The sequence below is a fragment of the Methylomonas defluvii genome (assembly GCF_033949435.1).
Taxonomy (GTDB): domain Bacteria; phylum Pseudomonadota; class Gammaproteobacteria; order Methylococcales; family Methylomonadaceae; genus Methylomonas; species Methylomonas defluvii.
Map to the genome: position 1 here is coordinate 14,346 of NZ_JAXARY010000034.1, position 22,051 is coordinate 36,396.

Consider the following 22,051-nt stretch of genomic DNA (forward strand, 5'->3'; position numbering starts at 1 on the left):
ACGAATAACCAGACAGGTCGCTCATATGCTGCGAAAACTCAAGCATTTATTTTCAAAACCGTTGCCGACGGAGCCCGCTCACGATGACGATGACGAGCTATTGAGTTTTGAGAACCCCAACTTTATTACCGATTCCGACAAGATTGCCAAATTACTGGGGGAAATTGAAAATAGTTCGCCGCTATGTACCGTTCAGGTTGAGGGCGAGGACTTTAGTTCTTCAATATTGGCAGTCAAACTGGATAAGAAGGTCATTATCCTCGACGAGCTGATGCCTAAACACGGCAACGATTTTCTGTTGCTTAATCGCTCGCTGAAACTCTCTACCTTTCATAAGGGTATTCATTTATCGTTTAATCTGGCGGGAATCGAAGTCGGTCATTCACGGGGAATCAATTACTACAAAGCCCCGTTCCCTGATCGCGTGTTTTATCCTCAGCGGCGGCGCACCCCGCGTCTGGAAATTAGCAGTATCGATATTCCGTTTTCCGGCGTTGTGCAGCGCACGGGTATTTCGGTCGGAGGTAGTCTGTTCGATTTATCCAGAGGCGGAGCGGGGATTACCGTTCCCGTTAATAGGGCGCGGGTTCAGCGCGGCGATACCGTAAAAAACTGCCAAATCACCTTTGAAGATTATGTTATGGATTTTGATCTGTCCGTACGCTTTGTAAAGCCGGTATCGGCGGCATCAGCCAAAGTGCAAATCGGCGGATTATTCGAAAATCTGTCTGCAAAAAGCCAATCCAAGCTGTCCTATTTCATCACTTCACTTGAGCGCGTGGAGATTAGAAAACAGAAAGCCTAGTCTTTTGGCCTGTGGTAAAATCACGCGCTAAGGTCCCGGTAGCTCAGCAGGATAGAGCGGTCCCCTCCTAAGGGACAGGTCGGACGTTCGAATCGTCTCCGGGACGCCATAACAGCCGTTACGAACTGCTTTTGGCTGACCAAAGCTCTCGCAATCGTTGCATCAAACGCCAGTTTAAAGTCTGGGTATGAGGCATAGTTTTTTGCAAATCCAACTCCCATGTGCGCTCAACGCTGATGGCGTTTTGAAATAGTTTTCCCGTGCGAGCTTATTTTTCTGCGCATCCGCTATCTTCATTATGAGTCTTGTAGCGGCCATGATTCATGCCAGTTTGGCTCGCTGATAAACTTCAATAGTTGGTCTTACAGGGTGGTAGCCCAGCCAGCAAAGCATCGTTCGTTAAAGGCTTTAATCAAAACTTAATATTTTGTTAATAAAGGATTAAGTTGCCGGCTGTAGAATCTCGGCATACCCAATTTCTAATTGCGGTTTTTAGTTTTGAACAACCGATTTGTCCGACAGATGCACGACTATTCATAAAGATGGAAGGCGTTTCTGTCTTAGCAATGGATTGTGGCGCATTATATTGCACGGTAGAGTTGGGAGCGATTGGTGGTGGGTAGCGGGGCTTGCATTCAGTGGTTTATGCCGTTGTATAGGGATAAGTCTAGGGAGAAAGCCGAAGGGGTATGCACCCTAATGTAGCCAGGTTATTCAAGTGGGTGCCATGCCTTTGTAAAAAGCGCCGTTTAAGTAAAGTCGTTTGAATATATCAATTCATCTATTGAACTTGATCTCTGTTTCAGGGATTAACCATTTTGAGCTATTGCCTTGCGATCAACGAATGTTCGGCAGTAGCGGCTTACGAGAGTTGAAGACTCGTAGTAAGCAGACAGAACTCTGCTAAAGCTGATGTTGTTATGCAATATCGGCTTCGGAGTATAAGGTGGCTAAAGGATAGCCGTTTGTTAACGTAAGTGAAAATGGGGAACAATCCATGAAAATGCTTTTATCTTTAAAACTTTGGCTTGCTGTTTGCCTGTTTGCAGTTTCGACTGTAAGCTCAGCAGGCATCATTTGGGAAGCTACTGACGGCGATAGTAATTTTATCTCCTTCGGTTCTAGTGCATTCCCATTTACTTCAAGTGACACCTTCGGTATCTTTGCTGCTACCGCTGATCTGGCTGCTGATGCACCTGTGTACACTTTTAACGGTGTAGGTAGCTTTGCCTCTGCTAGCCCTTTTAAATTGGGCCTGTTGACAGCAAGCGGTTGGGTTAGCGAAGCCGGTAATTACGAGCTGAGCGCTCCTAATACCTTCTTGTTGTCCTTTGTAAAACCTGGCGTGATTACCAACAACTTAAGCTTTCTGTTTGGATTTGATCTGAAAGCAGCCGCTAATCAAAATCCTGTCACTAGCGTGCCTCTCCCCGCTTCTGTATGGTTTATGACAAGTGCGTTGATGGGCTTTCTGTATATAGGTCGTCGTAAACAGGTCGTTTAATCCCAAGCTATCATTGGGCTTTTAGGCCGGTTGGAGTCCAGTACTCCACCCGGTTTTTTTATGCCTATTGAACAGAGGCCGGTTTGTTCATAAGTGCTTACACAAAGTTGTGAGCAAATCCGGCAACGCACTAAAATCAGTGCACTCATTTTCGAATGCGTTCGAGACACGGTTTTTATAGCGTTTATCTTGTTGCGGCAGGCCATAATAGGCGGTGTGCAGATTATCTTGGGTAAATACTATGGCGAAAATACTAGTGATCGGTTGTGGAGATATTGGCTATCCGGTGGCTTTGCGCTTGCACCAGCAGGGGCATCAGGTAACCGGGTTGAAGCGCAGCGCGCCGGCTACCTCGACCCCGTTTCCCATTTTTATTGCCGATATAAGATTGGCCTCGTCATTGGTTACTTTACCAAGCAGCTTTGATGCGGTGATATTTATCGTAGCTCCCGATAGCCGACAGGCTGAGGAATATCAAGCGCTGTATGATGTTGGTTTGCGCAATTTGTTAGCGCATTTTGCGGCAGCTGAAACATCACCTTTTTGGTTGATGGTGTCGTCAACCAGTGTTTACGAACAGAATCGTGGCGAATGGGTTGATGAAACCAGTGTCACTGAACCGGCTAGCGCCACGAGCCGCTGGCTGGCTGCGGCGGAGAAACGCTTGTGGATTGCGAGTGACCGCAGTTGCGTCGTGCGTTTTTCCGGAATTTATGGGCCGGGTCGTGATTGGTTATTACGCCGAGTGGAGCGAGGGGAGGGCATCCAACAGCAACCGCCCAGTTATACCAACCGCATTCATTCTGAGGATTGTGTGGCGGTGTTGTTATTTTTACTGGAAAAACAACTCGCCGGTGTAGCCTTGGAGCCTTGCTATCTGGCGACCGACGATGAGCCGGCCCCGCTTTGGGAAGTGATGAGTTGGTTGGTCGAACAATTTGCTTGTCCTCAGCCTTCAACGTTGTCAGTAGCTCCGGATGCCCCGCAAAACAAACGCTGCCGCAACACCAGGCTCAAGGCCTTGGGTTACCGCTTTTTGTATCCTAGCTATCGGGACGGTTATGCAACCGTGCGACCGTTGCCGGGCGCGGATGGGTGAACTCAATACCTTTAAGCCTCTTCATGTTATTCAAGCTCAAGCAAGTTTATAGGTGTTGAGTTTGCCGTTTATTCGCCACACCGCGCTTCGTCGCGAACACTGTTGCGGCTTGTTGTAAGAACGCCGGCCGACTTTTTTCGCCGCTCCTTCGATAGTCCTCGTCTAACGCTGCCATCGCTTCGGCTGGCGGTACAAATAGTGTGTCAGTCATGACCGAGTAGGTGAATTCGAATAAGCGTTTCAAAGCAATTTGCCAGGTACTGTCCGTTAAGGCGTATAGCGCATCGCTAAATTGTAAAAAGCGGGTAAACGGTTGTTCGGCGACAATGAGCGGCAAACTCGCGGCAAACCGGCCGGAGTTGCCGATTAAATCCCAAAAGCGGGCGAATCGCGTAATACGTTGCAAGTCAGTAAAGCTCATATCTCGCGTGCTGAGAATGGCGTAGGGTGGCTGCGGGTCATAACGTAGCTGGTACGCTTCATTGTGTCGGTTGATTGGTGCGCCGCGCAGGCGTTTTAAAATCCCGACCTGAATTTCTTGGGGGTTGAGTGCAAACAATTTATCGAAACTGGCACCGAAGCCTGCAAGAGTGTCGCCAGGCAGGCCGGCGATTAGATCGGCATGAATATGGGCGTTGGAATATTGCCGGAGCCAGCTTAAATTGGCTTCGGTTTTCTGGTTATCCTGTTTGCGGCTGATCAGATGTTGGATGGCAGGATCAAAGGTTTGCACACCCACTTCAAATTGCAGTACACCGGGCGGAAATTGGCTGATGGCCTGCTTCAGACGTTCAGGCAAATTGTCCGGAATCACTTCAAAGTGCAAATATAGATCTTCGCTCAAGCGAGCCAAAAAAAACTCAAGGATAGCAACGCTGTTGTCTACTTTTAGATTGAAGGTGCGGTCGATGAACTTAAAGTGTCGTGCACCGCGCCGGTATAGAATTTCCATTTCGCGCAAAAAGCCGTTTAAGTTGAACGGTTTGGCGGTAGTGTCCAGCGACGACAGGCAAAATTCGCATTTGAACGGACAGCCGCGCGATGCTTCCACGTAGATAATCCGTTGACGGATGTCGGTTTCCGTATAGTGTGGATATGGCGACGCCAGGGTGTCCAATGCGGCCATCTCGCCAGCCACGATTTTTTCGGTTGGTTTAAATCCTGACAGCAACTGCCGGCATAATTGCGGAAAACTTAATTCGCCGTTACCGGTGACGACATAGTCCGCCGATTCGGCAATGCTTGGTAAATCGGGCGGATGACTGACTTCCGGCCCGCCAAGTACGATGATAATTTCTGGTGCGACTTGTTTCAGGATGGCTATCACGGCGCTGATTTCCACCACATTCCAGATATAAACGCCAAGGCCGATAATCCGCGCTTGTTGTTGCAGTAGTTTTTCGACAATTTCGATTGGGCGCTGCTGGATGCCGAATTCTAATAAGACCGTGTCTGTTTGCAACGTGCCCATGTTGGCGTAGAGATAGCGTAAGCCAAAAGCAGTGTGAATGTATCGGGCGTTGAGGGTAGATATAACGATACGGGGCATGTCTGATGTGGCGGATGGCTTCTAAATTGCGGTAATGCGCCAGCATAGCATCAATTTGGTGTTGGAAGCTGCTCTCGGCTGGTCTGCAAATGCAGGCTACGCGCTAGTGCAAACTATTGTGGAAACTGGCATTGTGCTGAAAATGCCCGGCTGTAGCAGCTTGGTTGGGTGAGTGATGTTGCCGAGTTCTGATTAGGCCGGCGATAGTTTGGGAATAAAACGCTTGTGCTAAACGGCCTATGAAATAACTGAGCCGCTACCGATTTTTCCAAAAAGCGGGATCTAACAATTTAGACGAATCGGCTGCTGCAATCGATGCTTATTTAAGTTCGTCAAGTAAAGCCTGTGCGGCTTGTTGTTGTTGTTTTGAGCCTTTGGACAAGACATCCTCGGCTATCAATTTTGCCGCCTCGGTGTCGCCCATATCGATATAGGCTTTCGCCAAATCGATTTTGGTTTCGAATTCGTCCATATCGGTCAAATCGGAAACCCCCAACTCAAACTCGTCGGTGTCTGTAGTGCTGATGATTGGCGTGTCAAAGTCGAAGTTAAAATCGAACTCGCCGCTCGGTTGCGCAGATGTTTCCAAAACCTGATCTGAAGATTGGGCTGATTTCGGGGTGATATTGTCAAAATCGGAAAAATCGAATGTTTCCAGTTTCAACTGCGATTCTAAATTCAGTTCAGGTTCGATGCTTAGGCTGTCGTCAGTTTGCGCTTTGGAGGTGATGCTGTCGAAGTCGAAATCGAAACTGTCTGCGTCCGCTAACGCTTCTTTGCTGCCGTCCGTAAGGTCTGAAGCGGTCTTTTTTATGCCATCGAAATCACTAAAGTCGAATGATTCTATATCTGTTGATATCTCGGCTTTTGCGGCATCCTCGTTAGATTTATCCGCAGTTGCTTCCGGAGTTGCATTGTCGACATCGAAGTTAAAATCGAAACTCTCCAAAGCATCGATCGAGTTAGGAGATTTTGTTTCCATCTCCTCTTTGTTGTCAGTCGTTTCGGATTCAGTATCCGCAGCAATTTCGGCAAAACTGGCAAAATCCAAAGATTCAAGCGCCAAAGCAGCCGAATCCGCTTCAGTTTTTTCCGAGTCAGAATCTAGCGCAAAGTCGAAGTCGAACGATTCTATGTCATCGTTGCTGGAAACTGCGGCACTTTCCGTGGTTTCGATAGTCTTCGCCGCAGATTTAGAAGCAGGTGGCTGATCGAAATCAATACTTTCGATATTTGCATCGGCTTGCTTGTTTTCAAGCGGTGACCTGGCGCTGCCGCCGAAACTTCCCAAATCAAAATCCAGTCCGTTGTCTTCGAGTGCCAAATCTTTATCGATATTCAGATCCGACAAATCGTCGTCGAGCTGCGCAAAGCCCTTATCCAAATCGATAATTTCCGTGTCGGCCACGGTGGAACTCGCTGCGCTAACACTAGTATCGCCTTTGCTGATGGGCGCTGTGGTGGCGGCAAAACTGCCGCCAAACAAGGCTAAATCTGGGACGATTTCTTTAGCCATATCCGTGACTTTTTTCCAGAATGGCTTATCGGCTTGTTTGCCGGCATCGGCCAGTTCTTGCGCATAACCGGCAAAGCCGTCTTTGTTTTCACTGGCGTAATAGATTTCCAGTAATTTCAGTTTGCATTCGTCGCGGTTAGGCTGTTCGCTTATTGCATGGCGGATCAGTTCTTCCGCTTGTTGATAGCGGCCATACGCCAAGTATACGTCGGCTTCCGAGATCGGATCAACTTCATTTTGATCGGTGTCGAAGGCATCGAAATCGCTAGGAGTAAAGTCGCTGATAAACGAACTTTCGCCTACAGTACCGACGTCGTATTCATCGGTACTGCTAATGTCCATAATCGGTACGGAAAGGCTGCTCTCAGAATCGGGCAGCCGAATTTGACTGGCCGATGCGAACATGCTTTCGGTGTTGGTGCGTTCGTCGATTTTACGTTTGCGCCATAACAACCAGCCCAGCAAGCCCAAAATACCAGTGCCTAAGGTGCCGGCAACCCAGTAATAAGCATCCGAGCCAAATAAACCTTCGTCTTCTGCAACAACCGGTGGAGGTGGCGGTGGGGTAACTTTGGGTGCGGGTGGAACAATAGGCTTGGGCGCCGGTGGTGTCACCACTGCAGGTTCGGAAACCGGTGGCTGTGGAGTCGGAGTCGGCATTACTGCCGGAGCTGGGGCCTCGGGGCTGGCAACGGGTGGCTGAGGTGCCGGTTGCGCGGGCTGAGGGCTAGGCTCGGCCGTTGCTGGTTTATTGTTTTGTAAAGTGGCTAGTTGCTGATCTTTTAAGGCCAGCAATTGCTGCATCATGCCTAGTTGTTGCTCGAGCTTTTCGATGCGAGCTTGTAATTCCAGGTCTTTCCCTTCGCTGGCTTGATCAGCAGCGCTATTTAAAGCAGGATTGGCTGTCGCAGCCGAATTTTGTTCGGTTTTTGTTGAACCCGTGCCGGCGGCCTTCGCTTCGGTAGGTGCTACCAATTCGAGCGCTTTCTTGGTGGTTTCTGCTTGTGCGGTTTCCGGCTTGACCTGCTTATTGGCGGCTTTTCGCTCATTTTGCGCTTGTCTTTGTGCCGGATTCATAATTGCGTCCGGCTCAGGAATCTTTAAGGTGGCGCCTTCTTTCAGCGAATTGATATTGCCGTTGTTAAATGCGTCCGGATTGGCTCTGTACAAAGCGGTCAACATTTTCTGGGTCGGAATGTTCTTTTCCTGGCCCACTTGGGTGGCGATACTCCATAAAGTATCCGATTTTTGGATAGGGCCGAATTCGCCGCTAGTGGGTGTTTCTGGCGTAATGTTGTCGGCAGGGGCGGCTCGCACTGCTCGCTTTGGTGCGGTTCTAGTTCTCTTGATCGGGCGCTCTAGTGGCTCAATGGGTTCGGCACTGTAACCGCTGGTTTCCACGACAGGCGTGACCGGTTGGTTATAAGCGGCCGGTGGGTCGATGAGCAATGTGAACTCGCGCATCATGCTGCCTTGCGGCCAAGTGACTTCCAACAGGAAATCCAGAAACGGCTCTGTCAACGCTTCCCTTGAGGAGACTTTTACGATGATGGAGCCGTTTGCTTGCACAACCGGCTCCAGCTTGATCTTGGACAGAAAATAATTCCAAACTACGCCGGCTTGGTCAAATTTTTCCGGCGGGGCCAATTTTACCGAGACATCGGCCGGATTTTCGCCCGGTGCGACGCTGAGTCTGATTTCGGCATTGAGTTTTTGGTTTAGGGCAGAATGTAATTCAATTTCGCCGATACCTAAGGGTTGGGCACTGACTGGTGCCAGTAACGATACAACCGCTAAGGCTTTAGTTAAATTGCTCACATTGCTTTCCTTCACTTGTAATACCTCGGTACTTACTGACCCACTATAAAACACAGAGCTAAGCGTAGACTAGATGTAGCTTTTTACCAGCACTTCGGCTATTTGCACACTGTTAAGCGCAGCACCTTTTCTGACGTTATCACTCACTACCCATAGATCTATGCCGGTCGGATGGGAAATATCCTCGCGGATTCTGCCGACAAATACATCGTCGTTGCCGGATGATTCCGTCACCGCCGTTGGATAACCGCCGTTCTCACGTTCGTCCAACAACGTTACCCCAGGGGCAGACGCCAACAGCTCGCGAACCTGCTCAGCGGAGATCTTGGTTTTAGTCTCAATATGCACGGCTTCCGAATGCCCAAAAAACACCGGCACCCGCACCGCTGTGGGATTGACCAGAATATCGGCATCTCCCAGAATTTTTCGAGTTTCCCAGACCATTTTCATCTCTTCCTTGGTGTAGCCGTTATCCATGAAGACATCGATTTGCGGCAACACGTTGAAAGCAATTTGCTTTGGATACACGCTAGGCTCGACCGGTTTGGCATTCAACAAATTCGCGGTTTGAGTGGCCAATTCTTCAATCGCTTCCTTGCCGGTGCCGGAAACGGCTTGATAGGTAGCGACGTTGATGCGGCTGATACCTGCCGCATCGTAGATAGGCTTCAGGGCCACCAACATCTGGATGGTCGAGCAATTGGGGTTGGCGATAATGCCGCGATTTTTGTAGTCGGCAACTTTTTCCGGATTGACTTCCGGCACCACCAGCGGAATGTCGTCGTCGTAGCGAAATTGAGAGGTGTTGTCGATCACCACACAGCCAGCTGCGGCCGCTTTGGGCGCATATTCCGCAGACACTGACGCGCCGGGAGAAAATAAGCCGATTTGCACTTTCGAGAAATCGAAGGTCGCCAAATCTTCCACCACCAGCGACCCGTCTTTAAACGGGATACGTTTGCCGGCCGAGCGCTCGCTGGCTAATGCATAGACTTTGCCCACCGGAAAATTGCGTTCTTCCAAAATGGAAATCATGGTTTCGCCGACCGCGCCAGTGGCGCCGACGACTGCTACATCATAAGTTTTAGACATATTGCTTATCCTTTTAAGGCGTTAAGAACAGCATCGCCCATGCCGGAAGTGCTGACTTTGGTCATGCCTTCCGAATAAATATCAGCGGTTCTGACTTTACTATCCAATGCGCTGTTCACCGCGCGTTCGATACGCTCGGCGGCTTCCGGCTGGTTAAATGTATAACGCAGCATCATCGCCACCGACAAAATCGTCGCCAAGGGATTGGCGATACCCTGGCCGGCGATGTCCGGCGCGGAACCGTGAATCGGTTCATACATGCCCTTGGCATTGGCATCCAGGGAAGCCGACGGCAGCATGCCGATGGAGCCGGTCAGCATTGCGGCGATGTCGGACAGAATGTCGCCGAACATATTACTGGTGACGATCACATCAAATTGTTTCGGCGCCCGTACCAGTTGCATCGCAGCATTATCGACATACATATGACTCAGTTGTACGTCCGGATAGTCCTTACCCACTTCGGTCATCACGCTGCGCCATAGTTCGGTCACTTCCAGTACATTGGCTTTATCGACCGAGCACAGTTTTTTGTGACGTTTTTGCGCAATCTTGAATGCGGAATGGGCGATGCGGCGGATTTCTGATTCGCTGTAAATCTTGGTATTGATGCCGACTTTCTCGCCGTTTTCGGCGACATGCACACCGCGCGGCTGGCCGAAATAAATGCCGCCGGTCAATTCGCGGACGATCATGAGGTCCAGGCCCGACACCACTTCCGGTTTCAAGGTCGATGCGTCGACCAATTGCGGATACAAAATCGCCGGACGCAGGTTAGAGAACAGATTCAACTCCGAACGAATGCCCAATAAGCCGCGCTCCGGACGTATCGCATGCGCCAATGGCTCCCATTTGGGGCCGCCGACCGCACCCAGCAGCACCGCATCAGCGTTTTTGCACAGATTCAGCGTGGTTTGCGGCAGGGGTGTACCGAAAGCGTCGTAAGCCGCACCACCAATCAAGGCGTTCTCGAATACCAACCCCAGATTCATGTCGGTATTTAGAAAGCTTAGTACCTTGATCGCTTCGGCGACAATTTCCGGTCCGATGCCGTCGCCGGCCAGGACTGCTATTTTTTTGGGCATTTTTTTACCTTTCAGTGGCGCTTATGCGTCTTTGAACAACCACGGTGCGCGTTTGGCGCGCTCGGCTTCGTAACTCTTGATTTTGTCGGCATGTTGCAAGGTAAGTGCGATGTCGTCCAGGCCGTTCAGCAAGCGGTAACGGCGGTTTTCATCGACGTTAAAGGCAATGTTTTGTCCGCTTGGTGTGGTAATGGATTGGCTTTGCAGATCGACCGTCAATTGGTAACCGTCGACAACCTCCTTGAACAACAGGTCTACGGTTTCTGCCGGCAACACAATCGGCAGAATGCCGTTTTTAAAACAGTTGTTGAAGAAAATGTCGGCAAAGCTCGGCGCGATGATCACGCGGAAGCCGTAGTCTTCCAGTGCCCACGGTGCGTGTTCGCGCGATGAGCCGCAACCGAAGTTTTCCCGGGTCAGCAGAATCTGCGCCCCTTTGTATTGCGGTTGGTTCAAAACAAAATCCTTGTTCAACGGACGGTTGGTGCAATCCATTTCCGGTTCGCCATGATCCAAATAACGCCATTCGTCGAACAAATACGGACCGAAGCCGGCGCGACGGATCGATTTCAAGAATTGTTTGGGGATGATCGCGTCGGTGTCGATATTGGCGCGGTCCATCGGCACCACCAGGGCGGTTAAAGTGGTAAAAGCCTGCATGATTTAAGCCTCCTCGGCGACGTTGACAAAGTGGCCGGCAATCGCAGCCGCGGCAGCCATGGCGGGACTCACCAAGTGGGTACGGCCGCCGTAACCCTGACGGCCTTCAAAGTTACGATTCGAGGTCGAAGCGCAATGTTCGCCGGCATCCAGACGGTCGGCGTTCATCGCTAGACACATCGAGCAACCCGGTTCGCGCCACTCAAAGTCGGCGGCGGTGAAGATTTTGTCCAGGCCTTCCGCTTCGGCTTGTTGTTTGATCAAACCCGAGCCTGGCACCACCAGCACTTGTTTGACCGACGCAGCTTTTTTGCGGCCTTTGATCGCCGCAGCCGCGGCGCGCAAATCTTCGATGCGCGAGTTGGTGCAGGAACCGATAAACACCTTATCCAGCTTGATGTCGGTGATTTTTTGGCCGGATGTTAAGCCCATGTATTGCAGGGCGCGTTCGATGCTTTGCTTCTTGACCGGATCGGCTTCCTGAATAGGGTCGGGGATGGATGCATCGACCGGTAATACCATTTCCGGCGACGTGCCCCAGCTGACTTGCGGTTTGATCGCGGCCGCGTCGAATTCGATGACTTTGTCGAATTTGGCGTCGGCGTCCGAATGCAGTTTTTCCCAGTAACGGACCGCCATATTCCAGTCCTCGCCTTTGGGCGAATAAGGCCGGCCTTGGTAAAACTCGATGGTTTTCTCGTCGCAACCAATTAAACCGGCACGGGCACCGGCTTCGATAGCCATATTGCAGACCGTCATGCGGCCTTCCATGCTCAGCGCGCGAATCGCGTCACCACCGAATTCGATGGTGTAACCGGTGCCGCCGGCGGTGCCGATGTGGCCGATGATGGCCAGCACGATGTCTTTTGCGGTAACGCCCGGTCCGGTTTTGCCGTTGACCTTGATCAGCATATTTTTGGCTTTCTTTTGCACCAGCGTTTGCGTGGCCAGGGCGTGTTCCACTTCCGAGGTGCCGATACCGAAGGCCAGCGCGGCCGAGGCGCCGTGGGTTGACGTGTGCGAGTCGCCGCAGACCACGGTCATGCCGGGCAGGGTGGCGCCTTGTTCCGGACCGACCACATGGACGATACCTTGGCGGATGTCGGCCATATCGAATTCGGTGATGCCGAACTCGGCGCAGTTGTTTTCCAGGGTTTGCACTTGCAGACGGGAAACCGGGTCGGCGATGCCTTGCGCGCGGCCGGAGGTCGGCACGTTATGGTCGGCGACGGCCAGATTGCGGGCGACCCGCCAGGGTTGGCGGCCGGACATGCGCATGCCGTCGAAAGCTTGCGGTGAAGTCACTTCGTGCAGCAACTGCCGGTCGATATAGATCAGGCAAGAGCCGTCGTCTTCGGTATGGACGACGTGGTCGTCCCAGAGTTTGTCGTATAAGGTTTTACCTGCCATTTGGATTTCTCTTTTTAGGTGGTGTACGCATTTATGCCCTTTGGGGTATCGCGTACCGAAAGCTAAAAGGTACGTGTTGCGTACCCTACGAAGTTTTTATGCCAACACCGCTAACACTTTGTCGGTGATTTCGCTCACCGAACCGACACCCGCAATCGACGCGAATTTGACGTTTTGACCGGGCGCGGAATAAAAGCCGACCAGCGGTTTGGTTTGCTCGTGATACACGCTTAAGCGCTTGCGAACGGTTTCTTCTTTATCGTCGTCGCGTTGGATCAAAGGCTCGTTTGTAACATCGTCCAAGCCCTCCTGTTTCGGTGGATTGAACACCACGTGATAGGTACGGCCCGAGGCCATATGCACGCGCCTGCCGCTCATGCGTTTGATGATCTCTTCGTCATCGACGGCAATTTCCACGACGTAATCCAGTTCTACGCCCATTTTTGCCAGACCTTCCGCTTGTGCAATCGTGCGCGGAAATCCATCGAGCAAAAAGCCATTTTTGCAATCGTCCTGAGTGATGCGGTCTTTAATCAAACCCAAGATGATGTCATCGGAAACCAGGCCGCCGGCATCCATGATTTTTTTGGCTTCAATACCCAGCGGGGTGCCTTCGCGGACGGCGGCGCGCAGCATGTCGCCGGTGGAAATTTGCGGAATCGCGAACTTCTCCGTGATGAACTGGGCTTGGGTGCCTTTGCCCGAGCCGGGGCTGCCTAACAGGATAATGCGCATATCAATCACTCCAGTGTATGAATCAGGTTGGTTGCCTTATATTAAAGAGAGCCGGCTCAAGCGCATCAGTTCGTGAGCCTGGCGGAAAAATGCGGCATTTTATCGCACTTGCCATGCGAATGCCGCCAAATCTTGTCGAGCCGGCGGCGCGGGGAGTTGCGAACTTAACTGGCGGTGCTTGCTTGGCTGTGAGTGCTGAGCAGGGCGAACTCGGCCAGGCTGATCGATTCGGCGCGTAGATTGGGGTCGATGCCAAGTTCGATAATCTGCTGCTCGGAGATGAAGTTTTTCAGCGAATTGCGGATGGTTTTTCGGCGCTGCGAAAAAGCTTGGGTCACCAATTGGCTAAAGCTTTTTAGGTCTGGAATGTCGACCGGCGGTTGGCTGTGCGGGGTCAGGCGGACGATGGCCGACATCACTTGCGGGATCGGATCGAAACTTTCCGGCGGTACGTCGAACAGCAATTCCGTTTCACAGTAATACTGCATCATCACGCTCAACCGGCCGTATGCCTTGCTACCGGGCTCGGCGCAAATGCGGTCCACCACTTCTTTTTGCAGCATGAACAGCATATCTTCCACGCAATCGGTGGATTCCAGTAGGTGAAACATTAGTGGTGTGGAAATGTTGTAAGGCAGGTTGCCGATGATGCGCAGTTTCTCGCCGGTTTTTGCCAGCGCGGCAAAATCGAACTTCAATGCATCGGCGCTGTGCACGGTTAAGTTGCTGTGGCCGGCAAACTGCTTTTGCAGACGACTGACTAAATCTCGGTCCAGTTCAACGACATCGAGTTTAGCGCCGGACTCCAATAAAGGTTGGGTCAACGCACCCAGCCCGGGGCCGATCTCCACCCAATGTTCGCCAGTCTGCGGATGGGCGCTGGCTAGAATGTTGTAAATAATGCTGTGATCGTGCAGAAAATTCTGGCCGAAGCGTTTGCGGGCGGTGTGGGTCATTTTTAGTTTGTTAAGTGGGGAATCATATCCAGCGCAGTCTGCAAGGCAAACTGCAAGCTGCCGAGATTGGCTTTGCCGGTGCCGGCCAGTTCCAGGGCGGTGCCGTGGTCTACCGAGGTGCGGACGATAGGCAGACCAAGGGTGATATTCACCGCTTGACCGAAGCCTTTGTATTTCAATACCGGTAGACCTTGATCGTGATACATCGCTAACACGGCGTCGGCGGTTTCCAGGTATTTGGGTGTAAACAGGGTGTCGGCGGGTAGCGGGCCGTATAGGTGAATGCCTTCGCAACGCAGGCGCTCCAACGTCGGCTCGATAATCTCGATTTCTTCCCGGCCGAGATGGCCGCTTTCGCCCGCGTGCGGATTAAGGCCGCAGACCAAAATTTTCGGGTCGGTAATGTTGAAGCGTTGGCGCAGGTCGCGGTCCAGCAACCGGATAACGGTCGCCAATGCATCCGAGGTGATGGCGGCGCTTACTTCTGACAGCGGCAGATGCGTGGTTGCCAAAGCGACGCGCAGGCCCGGTGTTGCCAGCATCATGACTGGGCTGCCGCCGGTCAGTTCGGCGATAAACTCGGTGTGGCCGCTGAAAGGAATGCCGGTGTCGTTGATCACGCCTTTGTGGACCGGGCCGGTCACCATTGCGGCAAATACGCCGCTCATGCAGCCCAGAGTGGCTTGGCGGATGGTTTCCAGAACGTATCGGCTATTGATGGGGTTGAGTCTTCCGCAAACGGCTGGTTCGCTTAGGCTGATGGGCAGCACGGTTAGGGTCCCGGCTTGCTGTTTGTTAACAGCTTGATCGATGTCGAAAAGTTGAATGGCCAACGGCAGACCTATCTGCTCCGCTCTTTGTTGCAATAGTTCCGGATCAGCAATGGCGACAAGTTGACAAGCCTGGTCCTGTTGCGCCAGTTGTATAAATAAATCCGGGCCAATGCCAGCCGGTTCGCCTGGCGTCAAGGCGATGCGAGGTATGGCCATATTAACTCCCAAATCTATTCGATAAATCCCGCAGTATAAGCCGGGCCGGGATCTGTTTAACGCCTATCTGGGCACTGCGCGGATAGCTAAACAGGGTTGTGTTCCTGGCAAATTTGCTCGCTATCGTCTGTGCTGAGCTTTTCCTGGGTCAGCTGGCAGAAAAAGCCACCGTCTTTTTCGCTGAAATTGCGGCAGGTTTTGCAAACACCAAATGATTGCGACTGATTTGCTTTTTGCAGCGCGGTAAGGGCTTGCTGAAACACATTGGCGTCTGAAGGCGGCGAATCGCTGCTTTGCAGAATGGCCGTGGCTCCGTGGAATAAGTCAGACGGTCGCGCTTGTTTGAGTATGGCCGCGCCGTCCGGCAGCAACTGTAAATGCACCACTCGCTTGTCGTTGGCATCTGGCGTTTTACCGATATAGCCCTTCTTTTCCAGAATAATCAGCGATTGCGAAACGGTGCCGCGAGTCATGCCCAGATAATTGGCGACAGCCGCTGGGGTGTTGCTATATTTATTGCAGCGCGAGAGGTAATTGAGCACTTGGAAGTGTACCGGCTGCAAGCCCAGTTCCGTACATTTTTTCCGCTCTTCGGAGCGGATCAATGTAGTCATGCACTCAATAAGTTCGTAAATATCAGTTTGTTGCATAAATTGCATTCTCATCGTGACCCACTAGGTTGACAAGGCGATAGTTTAGGGAGTAAATTGATAGCGAATCGAAACTTTACTTTATAACATCGGCCTGGAGTCAACAAGCTGTTATTTTACCATGCTAAATCGGGTGTCTGTTCGTCCTGATCTTTTATGGTTTAATGCACCAAGTTGGCTCTTTTTTTTAACTTGCGGGTGGCAGGAATTTTAAATGAAAAATACTATAAAAATGCTGAATAAATCCCTACTGGCGAGTTCTATCGCCATGCTGTTGTCATCCGGAGTGGCGATGGCAAAATCCGACGATTTCCATAAACTCTATCAAGATAATTGTGCCAGCTGCCACGGTTCCGACCATGGCGGATATCTGGCGCCGGCATTGAACTCGGCGACCTTGAAAGGCCGCAGCCCCACCGCCTTGCGTACCATCGTGATGGCCGGCAGCTTCGACACCTTGATGCCTCCGTTCTACGGTAAGCTTGATGACGACCAAATTCGCGGCGTGATCAAACATTTGCAAGAAACGCCAAAACAGCCCAACCCGGCCTGGACAATCGACGATATGAAAAAGTCGTTGAAAGTCTATGTCAAAGACGAAAGTACATTACCGGCCAAGCCAACTTTCCAAATCGACGATAAATTCGAAAACTTGATTGGTGTTGCGGCGCGCGGCAAATACGGTCGAGGCGAAGGCTCCAAAGCTATCTTCATTAACAGCTCCACCCATCAAAAAGTCGGCGAAGTACCGACCGGCACTGCCGCACATATCATCGATTTCAACCCGGCCAATCCGCGCTGGGCGTATGTAAAAACTGATACCGCCGAGATTTTTAAAGTTGATTTATATTCCATGCAAGCGGTGCGCAGTATCAAAACCGGCTGGAACGGCCCGGGCATGGGCGTATCGCGCGACGGTAAATACATCATGGCCGGTTCTTTCGTCCCACATAACGCCGTGATTCTGAATGCCGATACGCTGGAGCCATTGAAAACCTTCGAACTGGAAGGCACCGATCCGGACGGCAAACATGTTTCCTCCGACTCCGGCATGATCATCGGCACCCCTTATGCAGACATTTTTGCGATTGCATTGGAAAATGCCGGTCAGGTTTGGGTTATCGATTTAAACAAAGAAGGTTTTCCGGTTACCCGGATCGAGAATGTCGGCCGGCATCTGCATGATGCTTTCCTGACCCACGGCGGCAAAAAATTGATGATCGCGTCTTATGACGACAGCATCGTCGCTGCGATCGATCTGGAAAAACGCGAAATTATCAAAAAATTGGAAGCCGGTTGTGTGCCGCACGTGGGTGGTGGTTCGGCAGTCAAAGTGGATGGTCGTACTTTGGGCTTTGGTACCAACTTTGGCGATTGCGACAAAACCGTGGTCAGTGTTTGGGATCTGGACAAAATGGAAGTCGTGAAACAGGTGCCGGTTTCCGGCGGTACCGAATCTCCGGCTGCACATGCCAACGCGCCTTATGTCGCGGTTGACATCATCAGCAAGGATAGACGTGCCCGTACTGTACAGTTGATCGACAAGAAAACCCTGGAAGTGGCTAGAACGCTGGATGTCGGCGGTCACGCCTACTTCCCGGAATATAGCGCCGATGGCAAATTCCTGTATATCAGCGCCGGTTACAACGGCGACGAAGTGGTGGTGTACGATTCCAACACCTTGCAAAAAGTCGCCACCGTGCCGATGGAAAGCCCGGCGGGTATCTTCTCTCGCGGCCGGGTTAAATACATGACTCGTGGCTTGTCACCTGACGAAATGGAGCAATCAAAATGAAGATGACTCATTTTATCGTGTCGTTGCTGGCGGGGCTGCTTGCCGCCGGTAGCGCACAGGCTACCAGTTTGTATGTCGGTCAAGCCAAGGCAGGTGCGGTGTGCGCGCAATGTCACGGTATCCGGATGCCCAGCTCCGACGCGCCGTTTCCACCGTTGGGCGGCCGCGATCCCGAGTATTTGAAAACCGCGATCAAACAATATCGCGACAAAACTCGGAAATCCGACATCATGAATGCGATTGCCGGCTCGTTGACCGACGCGGAAATCAACGACATCGCCGCGTATTACGGCAGCGTTAAACCCTAGGCAATGCGTTATTGCTGGCTATTGATCGGCTTGCTATCCACCTGCGCCGTTGCGGAACAACCCAATCCGCAAAGGCAGCAGGAGCTGTTGAATATGCTCAAGCATGATTGCGGCTCCTGTCACGGCCTGCCGCCGAAAGGCGGCTTGGGACCGTCGTTGATGCCGGAAGCGCTGGCTGGCAAAAGCGACGCTCTGTTGGCGGATGCGATTCAAAACGGTCGAGCAGGCACGGCTATGCCGCCGTGGAAGAGTTTTCTGAGCGTCGATGAAACAAACTGGTTGATTCAACGCTTACGGCAACCTTAGATTCGATTAGCGTGCAAAAAGGTATTTTAAAACGTTGGATCGACGATAAAGGGTATGGTTTTATTACCCCCGACGATGGCAGTGAGGATGTATTTTTTCATATATCTTCGTTGAAAGGTGCAATCCAAAGGCCGGTTGAAAGCGACATAGTTTATTTCGATGTAATCACCGACCTGACAGGCCAAAAAAGAGCTGTCGGCGTTACTATCGAAGGGATGAAAAGCGTATTCTCGGAGCGGAAGCTCGTTAAGTCAGCCTCAGTAGCGCCGCGAAAAAATGCAATTAAACCTCAACCTTATAAGGCTCGTGCTTATAAGCATAAAAACAGCAACTATCGATCAGTATTTAGTTCTGTTGTTATTGTTGTGCTTGTCGTTGGATTTGCGGTGAATAAATTTAAAAGTCGTGAAAGCACTATTTCTTGGTCGCCGCCGGTCGCGGAGGTCAGCTATCAGCCGCTAGAACAGCCTGAAATACAAGTCACTACGAAATTTACATGTGAAGGCAAAACGCGATGCACGCAAATGACTTCATGTGAAGAAGCAATGTTCTATTTGAATAATTGTCCTGGCAGCGTGACGGATGGTGACAATGACGGGCGGCCCTGCGAAGATCAATGGTGTGGGCACTAAAAATTTTCCTTGGCGTCGATATGAAGCAAATAATTCGTAAAGTTACCATTGCTGTTTCGTTGTTTTGGGTTTGTCAAGCCAATGGCGATCCGCGCGGCACCGGCGATCTCGGTGTAGTGATCGAACGCGAAACCGGCAGTATACAGATTGTCAATACCACGAAGCCCGCCTCGTTGAGCCATATCCAAGGCTTGGGCGATTTGTCTCACGCTTCGATAGTGTTTTCCCGCGATCAGCGCTACGCCTATGTATTCGGACGCGATGGCGGTTTGACCAAGATCGATTTGCTGCAAGACAAAATCGATAAACGCATCATCCAGGCCGGCAACAGCATCGGCGGGGCGATTTCTCAGGACGGCAAAGTGATTGCGGTTTCTAATTACACACCCGGCGGCGTTAAGCTGTTCGACGCGGTGACGCTGGAACAACTGGCCGAAATCCCAGCTATTTACGGCGAAGACAATAAATTATCCAAAGTGGTCGGTTTGGTTGACGCGCCGGGTCAACGCTTCGTTTGCAGTCTGTTCGAAGGTAACGAAATCTGGCTGATTGATGCTAAAAATCCGCGTCAACCTGGCGTAAAAAAATTTAAAGACGTAGGCAAACAGCCTTACGACGCCTTATTGACGCCGGATGGCCATTTCTACGGCGCTGGATTGTTTGGTGAAAAAGGTTTGGCTTTGCTGGATTTGTGGCAGCCGGAAAATGGTGTCGAACATATTCTGGAAGATTACGGCAAAGACGATGAACAAATGCCGGTCTATAAAATGCCGCATCTGGAAGGCTGGACCGTGGCCGGCGACTGGTTGCTGGTACCGGCAGTGGGATTGCATGAGGTGTTGGTGATCGACACCCGCGAATGGGAGTTGGTCAAGCGTATTCCGGTTGCTGGACAGCCGGTGTTCGTTACCTCTCGGCCGGACGGGCGTCAGGTGTGGGTGAATTTCGCCTTTCCGGACAATCAAACCGTGGAAGTGATCGATTTGAAAGATTTTAATGTGCTTAAAACACTGCAACCCGGCAAGGCCGTGCTGCACATGGAATTCAGTCCACGCGGCGAATCGGTATGGCTGGCGGTGCGCGACGAGGACCGGGTGATGGTTTATGACACTGAGACCTTTGCCGAAACCGCCCGCCTGCCGGCGCAAAAACCCAGTGGGATTTTCTTCACTGATCGCGCCAATCGCATAGGTTGGTAACATGCTGGCACCCTTGCACAAACGCTTGCTCAACGACTATCAACAGGATTTTCCGTTGAGCCCGACTCCCTACCGCGACATCGCCGAGCAGCTTGGGGTTAGCGAGGATGAGGTGTTAAATGCGTTTCAAACCTTATCCGAACAGCAGATGATCAGCCGCATCGGTCCGGTTATCGCGCCCAATAGCATCGGTAATAGCGCGCTGGTGGCGATGGCGGTGCCGGAATTTGATTTGCCAAGGGTCGCCGAATTGGTCAGCGCTTATCCGGAAGTCAATCACAACTATGAGCGCGAAAATCGCTTCAATCTCTGGTTTGTATTGATTGCGGACAGTGAGGCTCACCTTAAAGGCGTGATCGCGGATATCGAAACTCAAACCGGCTATCCGGCGATGCTGCTGCCGATGCTGGCCGACTATTTCATCAACCTGGGATTTGAGCTAAATCTGCATGATTGACGCGATCGATTATCAACTGATTGCCGCCGTGCAAACCGGTTTGCCGATTGCGGCGAGGCCGTATGCGGCAATAGCGGAGCAATTGGCGATAGCCGAGCAAGACGTGATCGAGCGTTTGGCCCGCTTGAAGACCCAGGGATTAATCAAGCGTTGGGGCGTAGTCGTCAAGCATCGTCAACTCGGCTACCGGGCCAATGCGATGATTGTGATGGATGTGCCAGACGACCGGGTGGCTCGGGTGGGCGCTTTGATCAGCCAGCAGGCTTGTGTGAATCTGTGTTATCAACGCCCGCGCCAAGGCGAAATCTGGCCGTATAACCTGTATTGTATGATTCATGGTAAGACCCGAGACGTGGTGTTGGAACAATGGGCCGAGCTGCGGCATGCCTGCAATCTATGCGAGTATCCATTCGAAGTATTGTTTAGCCGGCGCTGTTTTAAACAGCGTGGTGCTCTATATGCTCGCCCCAATCGCGATGGGGCCGTTCCCTCTATTGCCGGAGAGAGCAGGACTGAGGAGATTAAAAACAAGCAGTCTTTTGGAATGCACTTCGCCTAAACATGGACGCCATAGACAAAGCCATTATCAACCGCCTGCAGCAAGGCTTCCCGATTTGCGCAGCACCCTATCAACGAGTTGCCGAGGAATTGGGGCTTGAAGAAGCCGAACTGCTGGGCAGATTGCAAGCCATGCTGGCCGATGGTGTGTTGTCGCGTTTTGGGCCAATGTATCACGCCGAACAAATGGGTGGCGCCTTGACCTTGGCGGCCCTGAAAGTACCGGAGGCGCGCTTCGATGAAGTAACCGAAATCGTCAATAGCTTCCCGGAAGTGGCGCATAACTATGCCCGCAATCATTTATTAAATATGTGGTTTGTGCTGGCGACCGAGCAACCCGAACAGGTGGCAACCGTCATCGCGGAAATCGAACGCCAAACCAGCCTGACCGTCTACAACATGCCGAAGATCAGCGAATACTACGTTGGCTTGCAATTGGAAGCCTGATGCCAATCGACGAAATAGACCGGAAAATTATCCAAGCTACCCAGGCCGGTTTGCCTTTGGTCAGCGAGCCCTACCAAGCCGTTGCCGAGCAATTGGGCTTGTCCGCCCAAACCGTGATGTTACATCTGGCCGAAATGCAACAGACCGGGGTGGTTCGCCGCATTGCTGCGGTGCCCAATCATTACAAACTGGGTTACCGCTTTAACGGTATGACAGTTTGGGATGTCGAAGATGGGTACGTCGACGACCTTGGACAAAAAGTGGCCATGCTACCGTTTGTCAGTCATTGCTATCAACGTCCCCGGCATTTGCCGGAGTGGCCCTACAACCTGTTCGCCATGGTGCACGGCAAGACCGAACAGGATGCCGGCAAGCAAGTGGCTATCATTGCCGAATTATTGGGTGCGCAAGCACGCAACCACGAGGTGTTGTACAGCACTAAAATTCTAAAAAAAACCGGTTTAAGAATCGGAGGATAAAG

22 protein-coding genes and 1 tRNA gene are annotated in these 22,051 nt (G+C 51.6%); 13 read left to right on the forward strand and 10 right to left on the reverse strand.

The window, feature by feature from the left end; genetic code table 11:
* Positions 1 to 25 precede the first annotated feature (25 nt).
* The 4 genes from QLH52_RS23185 to QLH52_RS23200 all read left to right on the forward strand — a co-directional run bounded on the left by QLH52_RS23185 (position 26) and on the right by QLH52_RS23200 (position 3,408).
* Positions 26 to 805, forward strand: coding sequence for a flagellar brake protein (locus QLH52_RS23185; RefSeq protein ID WP_319963117.1), 780 nt, complete (start codon positions 26 to 28; stop codon positions 803 to 805).
* Positions 806 to 837: 32 nt separating this feature from the next.
* A tRNA-Arg gene (locus tag QLH52_RS23190) sits at positions 838 to 914 on the forward strand.
* Between the two features lie 888 nt (positions 915 to 1,802).
* Positions 1,803 to 2,309, forward strand: coding sequence for a hypothetical protein (locus QLH52_RS23195; protein ID WP_319963118.1), 507 nt, complete (start codon positions 1,803 to 1,805; stop codon positions 2,307 to 2,309).
* A 241-nt stretch (positions 2,310 to 2,550) separates the two neighbouring features.
* Positions 2,551 to 3,408: an SDR family oxidoreductase gene (locus tag QLH52_RS23200; RefSeq protein ID WP_319963119.1), complete on the forward strand. Its 858-nt coding sequence runs from the start codon at positions 2,551 to 2,553 to the stop codon at positions 3,406 to 3,408.
* Positions 3,409 to 3,454: 46 nt separating this feature from the next.
* On the opposite strand, the gene QLH52_RS23205 is transcribed toward QLH52_RS23200, so the two are convergent.
* The 10 genes from QLH52_RS23205 to QLH52_RS23250 all read right to left on the reverse strand — a co-directional run bounded on the left by QLH52_RS23205 (position 3,455) and on the right by QLH52_RS23250 (position 15,868).
* Complete coding sequence (locus tag QLH52_RS23205; RefSeq protein ID WP_319963120.1) at positions 3,455 to 4,957, reverse strand: B12-binding domain-containing radical SAM protein; 1,503 nt, start codon at positions 4,955 to 4,957, stop codon at positions 3,455 to 3,457.
* A 319-nt stretch (positions 4,958 to 5,276) separates the two neighbouring features.
* Positions 5,277 to 8,291, reverse strand: a complete 3,015-nt coding sequence (locus tag QLH52_RS23210) for a FimV/HubP family polar landmark protein (protein ID WP_319963121.1) — start codon at positions 8,289 to 8,291, stop codon at positions 5,277 to 5,279.
* 69 nt (positions 8,292 to 8,360) lie between these two features.
* Entirely contained in the window at positions 8,361 to 9,383 is a 1,023-nt protein-coding gene (locus QLH52_RS23215) for an aspartate-semialdehyde dehydrogenase (protein WP_033159286.1), read from the reverse strand.
* A gap of 5 nt (positions 9,384 to 9,388) precedes the next feature.
* The gene (leuB, locus tag QLH52_RS23220; protein ID WP_319963122.1) at positions 9,389 to 10,468 is read right to left on the reverse strand and encodes a 3-isopropylmalate dehydrogenase; all 1,080 of its coding nucleotides are present in this window, start codon (positions 10,466 to 10,468) and stop codon (positions 9,389 to 9,391) included.
* 21 nt (positions 10,469 to 10,489) lie between these two features.
* Positions 10,490 to 11,128, reverse strand: coding sequence for a 3-isopropylmalate dehydratase small subunit (leuD, locus tag QLH52_RS23225; protein ID WP_319963123.1), 639 nt, complete (start codon positions 11,126 to 11,128; stop codon positions 10,490 to 10,492).
* A 3-nt stretch (positions 11,129 to 11,131) separates the two neighbouring features.
* Entirely contained in the window at positions 11,132 to 12,538 is a 1,407-nt protein-coding gene (leuC, locus tag QLH52_RS23230) for a 3-isopropylmalate dehydratase large subunit (protein ID WP_319963124.1), read from the reverse strand.
* 96 nt (positions 12,539 to 12,634) lie between these two features.
* A complete protein-coding gene (gene adk, locus QLH52_RS23235; RefSeq protein ID WP_319963125.1) occupies positions 12,635 to 13,273 on the reverse strand; it encodes an adenylate kinase in 639 nt (212 codons plus the stop codon).
* A 164-nt stretch (positions 13,274 to 13,437) separates the two neighbouring features.
* Positions 13,438 to 14,229, reverse strand: a complete 792-nt coding sequence (gene rsmA, locus QLH52_RS23240; RefSeq protein WP_319963126.1) for a 16S rRNA (adenine(1518)-N(6)/adenine(1519)-N(6))-dimethyltransferase RsmA — start codon at positions 14,227 to 14,229, stop codon at positions 13,438 to 13,440.
* A 2-nt stretch (positions 14,230 to 14,231) separates the two neighbouring features.
* The gene (gene pdxA / locus QLH52_RS23245; RefSeq protein ID WP_319963127.1) at positions 14,232 to 15,218 is read right to left on the reverse strand and encodes a 4-hydroxythreonine-4-phosphate dehydrogenase PdxA; all 987 of its coding nucleotides are present in this window, start codon (positions 15,216 to 15,218) and stop codon (positions 14,232 to 14,234) included.
* A gap of 86 nt (positions 15,219 to 15,304) precedes the next feature.
* Positions 15,305 to 15,868, reverse strand: a complete 564-nt coding sequence (locus QLH52_RS23250) for a MarR family winged helix-turn-helix transcriptional regulator (RefSeq protein WP_064010020.1) — start codon at positions 15,866 to 15,868, stop codon at positions 15,305 to 15,307.
* Positions 15,869 to 16,082: 214 nt separating this feature from the next.
* Between QLH52_RS23250 and QLH52_RS23255 the strand changes: the two genes are divergently transcribed.
* The 9 genes from QLH52_RS23255 to ahbB (QLH52_RS23295) are packed head-to-tail and all read left to right on the forward strand — an operon-like array spanning position 16,083 to position 22,049.
* Positions 16,083 to 17,663 (forward strand): cytochrome D1 domain-containing protein, encoded by a 1,581-nt coding sequence (locus QLH52_RS23255; RefSeq protein ID WP_319963128.1) that lies wholly within the window; start codon positions 16,083 to 16,085, stop codon positions 17,661 to 17,663.
* Positions 17,660 to 17,971, forward strand: a complete 312-nt coding sequence (locus QLH52_RS23260; RefSeq protein ID WP_319963129.1) for a c-type cytochrome — start codon at positions 17,660 to 17,662, stop codon at positions 17,969 to 17,971. The genes QLH52_RS23255 and QLH52_RS23260 overlap by 4 nt, the downstream gene beginning before the upstream one ends.
* Before the next feature lie 3 nt (positions 17,972 to 17,974).
* Positions 17,975 to 18,277 carry a c-type cytochrome gene (locus tag QLH52_RS23265; RefSeq protein WP_319963130.1) on the forward strand — a complete coding sequence of 101 codons (303 nt, stop codon included), beginning with the start codon at positions 17,975 to 17,977 and terminating at the stop codon, positions 18,275 to 18,277.
* 11 nt (positions 18,278 to 18,288) lie between these two features.
* Positions 18,289 to 18,909 carry a cold shock domain-containing protein gene (locus tag QLH52_RS23270; RefSeq protein WP_319963131.1) on the forward strand — a complete coding sequence of 207 codons (621 nt, stop codon included), beginning with the start codon at positions 18,289 to 18,291 and terminating at the stop codon, positions 18,907 to 18,909.
* Positions 18,910 to 18,929: 20 nt separating this feature from the next.
* Positions 18,930 to 20,108, forward strand: a complete 1,179-nt coding sequence (locus QLH52_RS23275; RefSeq protein WP_319963132.1) for a cytochrome D1 domain-containing protein — start codon at positions 18,930 to 18,932, stop codon at positions 20,106 to 20,108.
* A gap of 1 nt (position 20,109) precedes the next feature.
* Positions 20,110 to 20,565 carry an Lrp/AsnC family transcriptional regulator gene (locus QLH52_RS23280; protein ID WP_033159297.1) on the forward strand — a complete coding sequence of 152 codons (456 nt, stop codon included), beginning with the start codon at positions 20,110 to 20,112 and terminating at the stop codon, positions 20,563 to 20,565.
* Entirely contained in the window at positions 20,558 to 21,124 is a 567-nt protein-coding gene (gene ahbB / locus QLH52_RS23285) for a siroheme decarboxylase subunit beta (RefSeq protein ID WP_319963133.1), read from the forward strand. Before QLH52_RS23280 ends, ahbB (QLH52_RS23285) begins: the two co-directional genes overlap by 8 nt.
* Before the next feature lie 2 nt (positions 21,125 to 21,126).
* Positions 21,127 to 21,570 carry an AsnC family transcriptional regulator gene (locus QLH52_RS23290; protein WP_319963134.1) on the forward strand — a complete coding sequence of 148 codons (444 nt, stop codon included), beginning with the start codon at positions 21,127 to 21,129 and terminating at the stop codon, positions 21,568 to 21,570.
* A complete protein-coding gene (gene ahbB, locus QLH52_RS23295; protein ID WP_205451265.1) occupies positions 21,570 to 22,049 on the forward strand; it encodes a siroheme decarboxylase subunit beta in 480 nt (159 codons plus the stop codon). The genes QLH52_RS23290 and ahbB (QLH52_RS23295) overlap by 1 nt, the downstream gene beginning before the upstream one ends.
* The last annotated feature ends 2 nt before the right edge of the window (positions 22,050 to 22,051 follow it).